11 protein-coding genes are annotated in these 12440 nt (G+C 45.5%); 2 read left to right on the top strand and 9 right to left on the bottom strand.

Going from position 1 to position 12440, the window contains the following annotated elements:
* Positions 1-324: 324 nt before the first annotated feature.
* The 6 genes from fre to trxA form a co-directional block, all read right to left on the bottom strand.
* Entirely contained in the window at positions 325-1038 is a 714-nt protein-coding gene (gene fre / locus AB4486_RS22260; protein ID WP_017059251.1) for an NAD(P)H-flavin reductase, read from the bottom strand.
* A gap of 20 nt (positions 1039-1058) precedes the next feature.
* Entirely contained in the window at positions 1059-1328 is a 270-nt protein-coding gene (locus AB4486_RS22255) for a 2Fe-2S iron-sulfur cluster-binding protein (RefSeq protein WP_008224727.1), read from the bottom strand.
* Positions 1325-3166 carry a 4-hydroxy-3-polyprenylbenzoate decarboxylase gene (gene ubiD / locus AB4486_RS22250; RefSeq protein ID WP_017059250.1) on the bottom strand — a complete coding sequence of 614 codons (1842 nt, stop codon included), beginning with the start codon at positions 3164-3166 and terminating at the stop codon, positions 1325-1327. Before ubiD ends, AB4486_RS22255 begins: the two co-directional genes overlap by 4 nt.
* A 98-nt stretch (positions 3167-3264) precedes the next feature.
* Positions 3265-4260 carry a hypothetical protein gene (locus AB4486_RS22245; protein ID WP_372118650.1) on the bottom strand — a complete coding sequence of 332 codons (996 nt, stop codon included), beginning with the start codon at positions 4258-4260 and terminating at the stop codon, positions 3265-3267.
* A 110-nt stretch (positions 4261-4370) separates the two neighbouring features.
* Positions 4371-5630 (bottom strand): transcription termination factor Rho, encoded by a 1260-nt coding sequence (gene rho, locus AB4486_RS22240; protein WP_017062978.1) that lies wholly within the window; start codon positions 5628-5630, stop codon positions 4371-4373.
* 200 nt (positions 5631-5830) lie between these two features.
* Positions 5831-6157 (bottom strand): thioredoxin TrxA, encoded by a 327-nt coding sequence (trxA, locus tag AB4486_RS22235; RefSeq protein WP_010440700.1) that lies wholly within the window; start codon positions 6155-6157, stop codon positions 5831-5833.
* Between the two features lie 111 nt (positions 6158-6268).
* Between trxA and rhlB the strand changes: the two genes are divergently transcribed.
* Both rhlB and gppA read left to right on the top strand, forming a co-directional pair.
* On the top strand, positions 6269-7579 hold the full coding sequence (rhlB, locus tag AB4486_RS22230) for an ATP-dependent RNA helicase RhlB (protein WP_017062979.1): 1311 nt from the start codon (positions 6269-6271) through the stop codon (positions 7577-7579).
* Positions 7580-7585: 6 nt separating this feature from the next.
* A complete protein-coding gene (gppA, locus tag AB4486_RS22225) occupies positions 7586-9079 on the top strand; it encodes a guanosine-5'-triphosphate,3'-diphosphate diphosphatase (protein ID WP_017062980.1) in 1494 nt (497 codons plus the stop codon).
* Positions 9080-9181: 102 nt separating this feature from the next.
* On the opposite strand, the gene AB4486_RS22220 is transcribed toward gppA, so the two are convergent.
* From AB4486_RS22220 to recQ, 3 genes are all read right to left on the bottom strand, one after another.
* Positions 9182-9853 carry a 7-cyano-7-deazaguanine/7-aminomethyl-7-deazaguanine transporter gene (locus tag AB4486_RS22220; protein ID WP_017061333.1) on the bottom strand — a complete coding sequence of 224 codons (672 nt, stop codon included), beginning with the start codon at positions 9851-9853 and terminating at the stop codon, positions 9182-9184.
* Positions 9854-10097: 244 nt separating this feature from the next.
* Positions 10098-10409 carry a DUF3630 family protein gene (locus tag AB4486_RS22215; protein ID WP_017061332.1) on the bottom strand — a complete coding sequence of 104 codons (312 nt, stop codon included), beginning with the start codon at positions 10407-10409 and terminating at the stop codon, positions 10098-10100.
* Between the two features lie 49 nt (positions 10410-10458).
* Positions 10459-12297 carry an ATP-dependent DNA helicase RecQ gene (gene recQ / locus AB4486_RS22210; RefSeq protein ID WP_017065746.1) on the bottom strand — a complete coding sequence of 613 codons (1839 nt, stop codon included), beginning with the start codon at positions 12295-12297 and terminating at the stop codon, positions 10459-10461.
* Positions 12298-12440 lie beyond the last annotated feature (143 nt).

Raw genomic sequence — 12440 nt, 5'->3', positions numbered from 1 at the left:
TTTAAATTGTTAAAGAGCTTAACTTCTTGAGCGTTCCTTTTAAGTAAGGAGCCTCTCGAAGTGGACGGCCATTCTAGCGAATTAACATTCAGTGTCAAACACTTTTTGAAAATTAATTTTTTGTCGCTTTCCGTCTTACTGATTCTTGCTGAAGCCTTGTGGCGTCTGCCGTCTCAGTGGTGTCGCATTATAGGGAACCCTCTCAGCTTAGCAACTACTTTTTCATGAAAAATGAATAAATAGGGGTTAACTGCCTAATAGTTCACCTAAACGTAAAAAAGAGAGCATTTCTGCTCTCTTTTTGCTCAAAATCTAAGGGTATTGTTAGATAAATGCGTAAGCATCAGCGTACATATGGTCACGCTTTGCTTCTTTATTCTGAGTAAATAGGTCTCTTGCAGCGCCCGCCATTTCAAAACGACCTGCAATATAGATATCGAAATCAGCTAATGATTCGAAACTTTGCATAACAGCCTCAAGCACATTACCTGTTTGGCCATGCCAAACTTCCGGTGCTTCTTCTACTACCGGTACAAAGTGCACATTGCTATGCTTTTCTGCAATGCCAACCAACTCTTCTTTAGCATATAACTGGCACTCATCTTTTGCGCCCCAGTATAGGTAGATCTCTTTCGAGCTATTTTGCGCGATGCAGTGATCAAGAATAGAGCGCACGTAGCTGAAACCCGTGCCACCAGCAATAAGTAATAGAGGGCGATCGCTTTCTTCTTTGATCCAAGCATCTCCGTGTGGAGCATCAATCGCAATATCGCCATCTTCAGCTTGTGCCTTCTTCATCGCTTCAACCACTTCTAGTGCGTAAGCGTTGTGCTCGGCAGCACCAATGTGCAGCTCAAGCTCACCTTCGTGGCGGCAAGGGCTACTTGCGATAGAGAATGGGCGCTTATCTTTCTCGCCCATTTCAACCATCAGGTACTGGCCCGCTTTAAAAGCGACCGGTGTTTCTGGGTGAAGTAGGATTTGGTAAGTATTACAAGCCAAAGGCTCGATAGACTTCACTTTACATTTAATAGTCATGTTCTTCCTCTTACTAACCCTTAATCGGCAAAGGTTAGAACTAAATTACTTTCTGCAAATGCTTGGCAAGCAAAAATCCAGCCTTGTTGCTGCTCTTTCTCTGTGAGCATGGGTTCAAGGTGGTAACTCACTTGCCCTTCTAATTTTTTGCACATACACATTGCGCATGCGCCAACTTGGCAACGGTTTGGGAAATAGATATCGCTGTTGAGCGCAGCATCCAAGACCGTTTGCCCTTTTTCTACTGTGAAACTGATGTTTTCTGGGTATAAGACTACTTGGTAGCTCATGAAATTCCTAGCTGTTCCCAGATGCTATCAATCTTTTTCACAACATCAGGATCTTTTGTGATTGGTACACCCCACTCACGCAGGCATTCACCTTCCCACTTATTGGTCGCATCGAGACCCATTTTTGAGTGTCCAGTTTCGTTCTGCAGGAATAACGTATCTCTCGCCGGATCCATTCTTGTCGTTACAGCCCAAATGATGTCATTCCAATCACTCACATTGACATCGCCATCACACACGATAACAAACTTGTTCTCATCAAATTGAGACCAAACCGCTTCCATGATTTTCTTACCATTACCGGCAGCTTGCTTATCAATAGACACCACAACCATGCTGGCATTGTCGTTTTGCAGGTGAACATCAATAATTTCAGGATGAACCTTGGTTAACTCAGCCAAGCTACCCTCAATATGTTCACTATTTACAGGTGCTGTTTGGACATCTGGCGATAACGCTAACTCTGCGTCCCACTTCTTAGTAATATCTAGACCCATCTTAGAACCTAACCCAACCACGGGTGAGGCAAAATCCAATGAATCGATCGGCGTGTTCTCTATCATCAGGCTATCGCGTGACGGATCCATATGTTCGCACATCGCTGCGGTTACTTGAGACCAATCACGTGCATTCACATCTTCATCACACACCAATACAAATTTGGTGTACATGAATTGGCGTAAGAAAGACCATACACCCATCATCACTCGCTTAGCGTGACCTGGGTATTGCTTCTTCATGGTCACGACTGCCATTCGGTACGAACAACCTTCAGGCGGTAGATAGAAATCTTCAATCTCTGGGAACTGCTTTTGAAGAATAGGCACAAACACTTCATTTAGCGCAACACCCAATACCGCTGGCTCATCAGGTGGACGGCCAGTATAGGTGCTGTGATAGATAGGGTTCTCGCGCATGGTTACATGAGTAATAGTAAACACATGGTGCTTTTCTTTCTCGTTGTAGTAACCAGTATGATCTCCGTAAGGCCCTTCATCTGCGAATTCATTCGGGTCGATGTAACCTTCCATCACGATTTCTGCACTTGCGGGAACTTCTAAGTCGTTGCTGATTGATTTAACGACCTCAGTTTTACTACCACGTAGTAAGCCTGCAAACGCGTACTCAGATAAACTATCCGGCACTGGCGTAACCGCACCAAGAATGGTGGCAGGATCAGCACCAAACGCTACCGATACTGGGAATGGTTTCCCAGGGTTAGTTTCCATCCAATCACGCAGATCCAATGCTCCACCACGGTGGGCTAACCAACGCATGATGATTTTATTCTTGCCGATCTTCTGCTGACGATAGATACCTAAGTTTTGGCGTTTCTTGTTTGGACCACGAGTAACCGTTAAACCCCATGTTAGCAATGGCGCGACATCATCAGCCCAACAGCTCATCACAGGGATTTTATCTAGGTCGACGTCATCGCCTTGCCATACCACTTGTTGGCAAGCCGCTTTGCGAAGGCGTTTAGCTGGCATGTTTAAGACTTGCTTAAACACAGGTAGTTTATCAAGAGCGTCTTTAAAGCCTTTTGGTGGCTCAGGTTCTTTTAGGTAAGCAAGCAACTTGCCCACTTCACGCAGTTCTTTGACTTCTTGACGTCCCATACCAATAGCAACCCGATTAGGTGTACCAAATAGATTGGTCAAAACGGGCATGTCATAGCCTACTGGATTTTCAAACAAAAGAGCCGGGCCACCAGCACGTAGAGTACGGTCGCTAATCTCGGTCATTTCGTAGTCTGGATCGACTGGGTGAGAAATGCGTTTCAACTGACCAATACTTTCAAGATGGTCGATAAAATCACGTAAATCTTTAAAACTCATAGGACTTCTACATGCTGATTATTCTGCGCTCAGTATATCAAAAAGGGTGACGCTGAGGTCCCCCTTTTTAGTGTGGTTATTGAGAGGCAAAATCCACTTTACGGTAATGCTTGCTCGATCAAAGAACTCTTCACCTGAGGGTTATCATTGACGAGATCTTGCAACCATCGCGTATGACCTTGTTTGGCGAGTTCACGCGCAACTAATGGTGCTTCATCAGCAATCGCCATCCTAGAGACAAGGAACAGCTTCACCTCTTCTGATAACGGGTTAACTTTGGTAAGCAAAGTAATCGCTTCATCTTTCAAACGCGGGTTCTTAGTCGCTGCCATCACCTGTTCAAGCGCGAACGTTTGTTTGGTTTCAGCAAGGCGAACTAGCTCAGCTTGGCTATGATAATCGGCCTTCATTCGCCATAGAATTTTGTAAACCTCTGGGTCTTCGCTCACTTGCGCTAATCGAACCACCACCTCAGTAGAAGGTAACCAACTAACAATAGAAGATGCGGTGAGTTGCTTAGTTAGGTAATCAACCGCTTCAGGAGACAAACTGTCTAGCTCTCTAATGAGCAACGCTTCTCGCGTTTGAACTTGATGTTCAGATCCAGATAACCACTCTTTTAGGTCGAGTTCCTGTTTCTCTGCATCTAGCACAAATACCAATGTCTTCTGATCTTGACGCCATTGTTTAATAAGGCGATTAGCAATTGAAGGGTAATTAAAGGCAGGTACCGTAAACTCATAGCCATCGCCACGTTCTAAGACTTGATAAGTGGGCGTGATAGCAAGTTGCTGCTCGATGAAGATAGACATCTTGGGTGTGAGTACGATTTTTTGCTGTTCAAGCTTCTTCAAGAGTTGGTAACGAGCCACCTCTTGCTGGGGAAATGTCAGGCGCTCAAGCGCAAAGCGTAGCGACTTGACTTCGTCACGTACGACAAGCTCTAGTAGTTCAGCAGTTTTCAGTTTTACTTGATCATTCTCAAGCCAAGACTCTACTGTAAGTGGAGACATCTCGGTGGCATAGCTCATACCAACCGGTGAAAATAACAGTGAAGTAGACAGGAGTAATGATGACAACAGTCCATGTTGCATTTTAACGTCCTTGTAACACTTTTGCTCATTCTGCAAGCTGGCGCTACAAAATGCAAATAAAAAGCGCCACCCGAGGGCAGCGCTTATTAAATACGATCAGCTAATCAATATTACTGACGACGCATTGCGTCAAAGAACTCATCGTTCGTTTTCGTCATTGCTAGCTTGTCGATAAGGAATTCCATTGCGTCGATTTCGCCCATTGGGTGAACAATCTTACGCAGGATCCACATCTTCTGTAGTTCATCGTTCTTGGTAAGAAGCTCTTCACGACGAGTACCAGAGCGGTTGAAATCAATCGCTGGGAATACGCGTTTTTCAGCAATCTTACGGTTAAGGTGCAGTTCCATGTTACCTGTACCTTTGAATTCTTCGTAGATAACTTCATCCATCTTAGAACCAGTATCAACCAGTGCTGTTGCGATGATCGTTAAGCTACCGCCTTCTTCTACGTTACGTGCCGCACCGAAGAAACGCTTTGGACGATGTAGAGCATTCGCATCAACACCACCAGTAAGAACTTTACCTGATGAAGGAATCACAGTGTTGTAAGCACGAGCTAGACGAGTAATAGAATCCAGTAGGATAACTACATCTTTCTTGTGTTCAACAAGGCGCTTCGCTTTCTCGATAACCATTTCTGCAACTTGTACGTGGCGAGATGCTGGCTCATCGAATGTTGAAGCAACTACTTCGCCTTTAACTAGACGCTGCATTTCTGTTACTTCTTCTGGACGCTCATCGATAAGTAGAACCATTAGTTCACACTCAGGATGGTTACGTGCAATGCTTTGAGCAATGTTTTGCAGAAGCATTGTCTTACCCGCTTTAGGCGGAGCAACAATCAGACCACGCTGACCTTTACCAATTGGAGATGCAAGGTCAAGAATACGAGCCGTAATATCTTCAGTCGCACCATTACCCGCTTCCATCACCATACGTTCGTTAGCGTGAAGAGGAGTAAGGTTTTCGAAAAGAATCTTGTTACGTGCGTTGTCTGGCTTGTCGTAGTTAACCGTGTTTACTTTAAGCAGTGCAAAGTAACGCTCACCGTCTTTAGGTGGACGGATTTTACCGCCAATAGAGTCACCTGTACGTAGGTTAAAACGACGAATTTGGCTTGGTGATACGTAGATATCATCTGGGCCAGCCAGGTATGAACTGTCGGCGCTACGTAGGAAACCAAAACCGTCTTGAAGAATTTCTAGAACACCATCACCAAAGATGTCTTCACCACTTTTTGCATGCGCTTTAAGGATGGAGAAGATAATGTCTTGTTTTCTTAGGCGAGCTTGATTTTCAAGACCTAAGCTTTCGCTAAGTTTAACAAGCTCAGACACAGGTCTGTTCTTCAGTTCAGTAAGATTCATAGTGGTGGAAGTTTGTTTAGTCAAAATAGGATCTGTTTTCTTAAGTTAAGAAGGATTTGGTCACAGGATCGACCAAGAAGAGAAATTCGTTCAATTAACGTGCGATAAATTAGCACTAAAACTAAGACTAGTCCATAGCTTAGAAAAAACAAAACCGCGCATTTGTTAACTGCACGGTTTCTTTTCAAATGCTGACCTGATTAAAGGTTAGCGTCTAAGAACTCTTTAAGTTGAGTTTTAGATAATGCACCAACTTTAGTCGCTGCTACGCCGCCATCTTTGAAAAGAAGTAGCGTTGGAATACCGCGAATACCAAACTTTGGTGGAGTACCAGCATTTTGGTCGATATTTAATTTACCGATTGTGAGCTTGCCTTCGTACTCGTCTGCGATTTCATCAAGAATCGGCGCAATCATTTTACATGGACCACACCATTCTGCCCAAAAATCAACAAGAACAGGGCCTGCAGCATTGATTACATCGTTATCAAAACCGTCATCAGTTAGCTGCAAAATCTTATCACTCATCTTCCACTCCAATGTATTTTTTAGAACTGGTTGGATGATAACCAGTAAATAGATGCCCTATTGGAATGTATTTACTTTCGTATTGCAAGCTTAAGCTGATATTCTATAGCAATGAAAAAGACGCATATCACAGAGCAAAAGTTCGCCGACTTGGATTTACTTCCGCAAGTCATTGAAGGATTGGAGAAAAAAGGGTTCGATTATTGTACCCCTATCCAAGCCTTGGCGCTCCCGGTACTGCTCACCGGCCAAGACATTGCAGGCCAGGCCCAAACGGGTACTGGTAAAACGCTTGCGTTTCTTACTGCTACTTTTAACCACCTGCTAAAAACATCTGAGCATGAAGGGCGTAAGCCTAACCAGCCACGTGCGATTATTATGGCACCAACGCGTGAACTCGCGATTCAGATCTACAACGATGCTGACTCTCTGGTTGAAAGCACAGGTATCAAGGCAGCACTTGCTTACGGTGGCGAAAGCTACGACAAGCAACTAGGTAAAATCGAAGAAGGCGCAGATATCTTAATTGGTACGACTGGCCGCATCATCGATTTCTACAAGCAGAAGGTATTTAACCTTAACCACATTCAAGCTGTTGTGCTTGATGAAGCCGATCGTATGTTTGATCTGGGCTTTATTAAAGACATTCGCTTCTTGTTCCGCCGTATGCCTGAGCCAAAAGATCGCCTGAACATGCTGTTCTCTGCGACATTGTCTTACCGCGTACAAGAGCTAGCGTTCGAACACATGCACAACCCAGAGCATGTTGTTGTTGAGCCAGAGCGTAAAACAGGTCACCGCATTCAGGAAGAGCTGTTCTACCCATCAAACGAACACAAAATGGCACTGCTGCAGACTCTAGTTGAAGAAGAGTGGCCAGAGCGCGCTATCATCTTCGCTAACACTAAGCACAAATGTGAGTCTGTTTGGGGTCACCTAGCTGCAGATGGTCACCGTGTTGGCCTGCTAACTGGCGATGTTCCTCAGAAGAAACGTGAAAAGATTCTTGAGCAATTCACTAAAGGTGATGTTGACCTGCTTGTCGCAACCGACGTTGCAGCACGTGGTCTACACATTCCTCAAGTAACACACGTATTCAACTTCGACCTACCTGATGACTGTGAAGATTACGTTCACCGTATCGGCCGTACAGGTCGTGCTGGTGCAAGTGGTCACTCGATCAGCTTTGCTTGTGAAGATTACGCAATCAACTTGCCACCAATCGAAGAATACATTGAGCACGCGATCCCTGTGTCTGACTACGATGCTTCTGCACTGCTAGAAGATCTACCAGCACCATTGCGCTTACGTACACGTAACCCGCAACAACGCCGCTCAAACAACAATGGCCCACGCAACGGGAACCGTAAACCAAACCAGAACCGTCGCCCACGCCAACCGCGTCATAACAAGGAAGCTTAGTCGCTTATGAGTCAAACAGTGTCACCCCCGCTTTACGCTGCAATCGACCTCGGGTCGAACAGTTTTCATATGCTCGTTGTGCGTCATATCGATGGCAGCGTACAAACCATGGCTAAAATTAAGCGCAAAGTGCGTTTAGCTGCAGGCTTAGATGAAAATAATGCGCTTAGTACAGAAGCCATGCAGCGCGGTTGGGACTGTTTGAGTCTCTTTGCAGAGCGACTTCAAGATATTCCGAAAGAAAATATCCGCATTGTCGGTACAGCGACCCTACGTACTGCTATCAATGTGGATATATTTCTAGAGAAAGCGAACCAGATCCTTGGTTACGACATCAATGTTATCTCCGGAGAAGAAGAAGCTGCGACTATCTATAAAGGCGTAGCACACACTTCTGGTGGCAGCGGCCGCCGACTGGTTGTTGATATTGGTGGCGCAAGCACCGAGATGATCATTGGTGAAGGCTTCTCAGCGAAAGCACTAACCAGCCTAAAGATGGGCTGTGTTACTTGGCTTGAGCGCCACTTTAAAAACCGCCAATTAACCGCTACCAACTTTAACAACGCCATTGAAGCGGCGAAGTCGACGTTGGCTCCTATCCTAGATAGCTACACTGATATCGGATGGGATGTGTGTGTGGGCGCCAGCGGTACCGTTCAAGCACTGCAAGAGATCATGTTGGCGCAAGGCATGGATGAAGTGATTACTCATGCCAAACTTAAGCGTCTACAGAAACAAGCGATGATTACTGAGCGCTTGGAAGAGCTAGAAATCGAAGGACTTACCCTTGAACGCGCATTAGTGTTCCCGAGTGGCCTTTCCATTCTTATTGCTATTTTTGAGTTGCTTGAAATAGATTCAATGACACTCGCAGGCGGCGCACTCCGTGAAGGCCTAGCCTACGAGATGGTTGATGAGCTTCGCCAAGAAGATATCCGAGCGCGTACCATTAAGAGTGTTCAATCACGCTACCAAATGGACGTAAGCTACGGTGAACAAGTTGCTGTAGTCGCACAAACGCTGCTAGACCAAGCGGGCGCCGAAGCGTGGGTTTCAGAACCTCAAGCTGGTGTGCTATTGCAAACGGCAGCTAAGCTTCACGAGATTGGTTTAACCATCGATTTCAAAAAAGGCGGTGAGCACAGCGCTTATCTGCTGCAAAACTTAGACCTACCTGGCTTTACTCGAGCGCAAAAGCACTACTTGGGTGAGTTAACTCGTCGCTACCGTGAACAGTTAACCTCATTACCAGAGCAACACGCTATCTCAGGCACCAGCAGCAAGCGTATTTTACGTATTCTGCGTTTAGCTATTTTGCTGACCCACCGTCGTAACCCAGCGCTAGAGCCTGAGTTCAAACTGACGACGAATGACAACAATCTAACCCTAACGCTTTCTAAGCAATGGTTAGCTGACAATCCGCTGACCGCTGCAGAGCTAGAGATCGAGTCGAATAGACAAACCGATATTGGCTGGCCATTGAATATTAAATGCCTCTGATATTAGTATCTGACGCTAGAAATTAAAAAAAGCCCAAGTTAGTAGACTAACTTGGGCTTTTTCTTATCGCTGCATTAATGCTTTGTGTTACAAATCTCAAACTTAAGCGTTCACGCCTGTCGCTTTAAAGTCAGGGTTCACTGCGGTTAGCTTTCTAACAATGTAGTTAAGAAGCACGCCGTACATAGGCACGAACAAGCCTAAGCTGATGATAAGTTTGAATCCGTAATCGACTAAGGCAATCTCAGTCCAATGCTCGGCCATAAATGGATCTGGGCTTTGGTAGAAAGCAATCGCAAAGAATGCGATGGTATCAATGGCATTACCGAATAGCGTTGAACATGTTGGGGCAACCCACCACTGTTTAAGCTGACGCAGACGGTTGAAAACATGCACATCTAAGATCTGGCCAAGCAAGTAAGCCATGAAGCTCGCCGCGGCGATACGAGCAACAAACAAGTTGAACTCACCTAATTGGCTAAAGCCTTGGAATGAACCTTCAAAGAACACCACTGACAAGAAATAAGAAACGGCCAGCGCTGGTAACATCACTAAGAAAATAATTTTACGGGCAAGCTGCGCGCCAAAAATGCGTACGGTCAGATCGGTCGCTAGGAAGATAAACGGGAAAGTGAAAGCACCCCAAGTGGTGTGCATACCGAAGACGGTAAAAGGTAGCTGAACCAGATAGTTGCTTGACGCAATAATCACCAAATGGAACAAAACTAATAGTGCTAGGGCTTTGCGCTGTTGCGCAGGGGTAAAGTTACTCATGCTGTACCTTTTTAGTTTGGTTTGGGGGTGAGGGAACCCAAATCGAGTCATTTCTTCGAATAATCCAAGAAAGCTCTTACCAATAATGTGAATTAAAAATGTTTCTATAATTTGCTCTATTGAGCGGCGGGCGATTATACATTAATCAATATTGGCTGCAATGGTGAGAACAAACGCAAACGTTTATCCTCACTTTTATTGGTGAATAGCGCTAGAAGCTGTGCTTTAGAAGCTATGCCTAAAGTTAAAAACCGCGCTTGAAAAGCGTCGCGAGATAATCAAACTCTTCTCGGCTTTCTTCCGCGTTTAACGACTCAAACCAAATTGATTCACTGTAATGCTCAGACTTTAAGAACATTCGACAATCTTCAAAATCAATCAACCAAGAGTGCATATCGGCGTCCCATTGTTTTTCAACAACAGACGCTGACAGCAATGCCACCAGCTTTTCACCTAACACTTCATAAGAATCAAAATCAAAACTTGGAGACGTAATCAATAAACGCCCTTCCTCAGCCAGATACTCTCTTAAGCCAAATTCTGTTTGTGTTGTCATGTCCCTATCAACCTTATTCTTTTTCTATTAGTTAGACGTTTCTCGCAAACTAGCCGTGTGTGGTGATGTGTTCTTGAATCAGATCTAGGAATGGGTCTGCGTACTTATCGAGTTTACGTTGACCGACACCGTTGACTGCCAGCATTTCTCCGTATGAAGTAGGTAGTATTTCAGCCATATCAATCAAGGTCGCGTCACTGAATACCACATATGGTGGCAAGCCATCTTCATCAGCAATCGACTTACGCAGCTTACGCAGTTTCGCAAACAGCTTCTTATCGTAATTCTTGCTGCTTAACTTATCGGACTTAGCATTACGCACCGCTGTATCTAAACGAGGAACAGCCAATTCCAAAGACATCTCACCGCGCAGCAGCGGGCGGGCTTCTTCTGTTAGCTGTAAAGTTGAGTTACGAGTGATGTTCTGGAACAGCAAGCCTTTATGAATCAGCTGACGGAAGATACTGATCCAGTAATCATGACTGTGATCGCGGCCAATACCGTAGGTAGATAGCTTATCGTGACCATTATCGCGGACACGGATGTTCTGCATGCCTCGCATTACTTCGACCACGTAGCCCATACCAAATGACTGATTCACACGGTACACACAAGACAACGCCTTCTGTGCTTCTTGGGTCGCGTCAAAGTGTTTTGGTGGATCTAAGCAGATATCGCAGTTGCCACATTGCTTCTCGCGATATTCGCCAAAATAGTTAAGCAGAACCTGACGACGACACGTTTGCGCTTCAGCAAAGGCACTCATCGCATTCAGCTTGTGCATCTCAACTTGTTTCTGTGGGCCTTCTTCTTTCTCATCTAGCATACGACGCAGCCAACCCATATCAGCCGGGTCAAACAACATCATCGCTTCAGCAGGCAAACCATCACGACCTGCACGGCCTGTCTCTTGATAGTAAGACTCGATATTACGTGGGATATCAAAGTGCACCACGAAACGTACGTTGGGTTTGTTGATGCCCATACCGAAAGCCACAGTCGCGACCACGATCTGAATATCATCGCGTTGAAAGGCTTCTTGAACGTAAGCACGCTCATCGGTGTCCATACCAGCGTGATAACCCGCGGCGCGAATACCGTTATTGCACAGCTTCTCGGTCACCATCTCCACTTTCTTACGGCTACCACAGTAGATGATGCCGCAATTGCCCTTTTGTGTTTCTAGGTAGCGAACCACCTGTGACACGGGTTTGTGCTTCTCAACCAAGTTGTAGCGAATATTAGGGCGATCAAAGCTGCCTAAGTAAGTATGCGGGTCCAGGAGCTGTAAGCGCGAGATAATATCTTTGCGCGTCGCATCATCAGCGGTTGCTGTGAGCGCCATGTAAGGCACATGCGGGAAATACTGTTTAAGCTGACCTAATGATGCGTATTCAGGGCGGAAGTCGTGACCCCATTGAGAGATACAGTGCGCTTCATCGACTGCAATCATCGAAAGCGGTAAACCTTGAAGACGCTCGATAAAATCACGCATCAACACACGCTCTGGTGACACATACACCATTTTCAGCTGACCTGAGTTCATACGATTGAACACATTCAGCAATTGGTCACGTGGCATTGAAGAGTTAATACACTCAGCGGCAACACCATTGGCCTTCAATTGGTCGACTTGGTCTTTCATCAACGAGATCAGCGGTGAGATAACCAGAGTCAGCCCTTCACGAACCAAAGCCGGAATTTGGTAACACAGAGATTTACCACCACCGGTTGGCATAATCACCAAGCTGTCTTTGCCTTCAACGGCCAAATCAATGACCTCTTGCTGACCATCGCGAAAGCTTTGATAGCCGAACACATCTTGCAAGATGGTTTGCGCATCATTCGCGGGAGTTGGTATTTGCTCAGCAATCAGAGTGGCGGTCATTGTGGTTCCTAATCGAGGTATGAAATCAGCAAGCATCTTCGGCAAGCAAGTCGCACATTGTAGAGGGGAACGCTGGCGAATTAAACCGCAAATTGTTAGGTGAAAAGGGTTATCGCTCCTATACTGACCAACTCTCTTATAAA

Origin of the sequence: Vibrio sp. 10N.222.55.C6, from assembly GCF_041473395.1 — a bacterium.
Lineage (GTDB): Bacteria > Pseudomonadota > Gammaproteobacteria > Enterobacterales > Vibrionaceae > Vibrio > Vibrio crassostreae_C.
This window is presented reverse-complemented; position numbering and strand designations above follow the sequence as displayed.

What these genes read in the sequence shown, in the direction of transcription:
- fre (WP_017059251.1), bottom strand. Translation starts at nt 1,038, where the DNA reads ATGACTATTAAATGTAAAGTGAAGTCTATCGAGCCTTTGGCTTGTAAT.
- AB4486_RS22255 (WP_008224727.1), bottom strand. Translation starts at nt 1,328, where the DNA reads ATGAGCTACCAAGTAGTCTTATACCCAGAAAACATCAGTTTCACAGTA.
- ubiD (WP_017059250.1), bottom strand. Translation starts at nt 3,166, where the DNA reads ATGAGTTTTAAAGATTTACGTGATTTTATCGACCATCTTGAAAGTATT.
- AB4486_RS22245 (WP_372118650.1), bottom strand. Translation starts at nt 4,260, where the DNA reads ATGCAACATGGACTGTTGTCATCATTACTCCTGTCTACTTCACTGTTA.
- rho (WP_017062978.1), bottom strand. Translation starts at nt 5,630, where the DNA reads ATGAATCTTACTGAACTGAAGAACAGACCTGTGTCTGAGCTTGTTAAA.
- trxA (WP_010440700.1), bottom strand. Translation starts at nt 6,157, where the DNA reads ATGAGTGATAAGATTTTGCAGCTAACTGATGACGGTTTTGATAACGAT.
- rhlB (WP_017062979.1), top strand. Translation starts at nt 6,269, where the DNA reads ATGAAAAAGACGCATATCACAGAGCAAAAGTTCGCCGACTTGGATTTA.
- gppA (WP_017062980.1), top strand. Translation starts at nt 7,586, where the DNA reads ATGAGTCAAACAGTGTCACCCCCGCTTTACGCTGCAATCGACCTCGGG.
- AB4486_RS22220 (WP_017061333.1), bottom strand. Translation starts at nt 9,853, where the DNA reads ATGAGTAACTTTACCCCTGCGCAACAGCGCAAAGCCCTAGCACTATTA.
- AB4486_RS22215 (WP_017061332.1), bottom strand. Translation starts at nt 10,409, where the DNA reads ATGACAACACAAACAGAATTTGGCTTAAGAGAGTATCTGGCTGAGGAA.
- recQ (WP_017065746.1), bottom strand. Translation starts at nt 12,297, where the DNA reads ATGACCGCCACTCTGATTGCTGAGCAAATACCAACTCCCGCGAATGAT.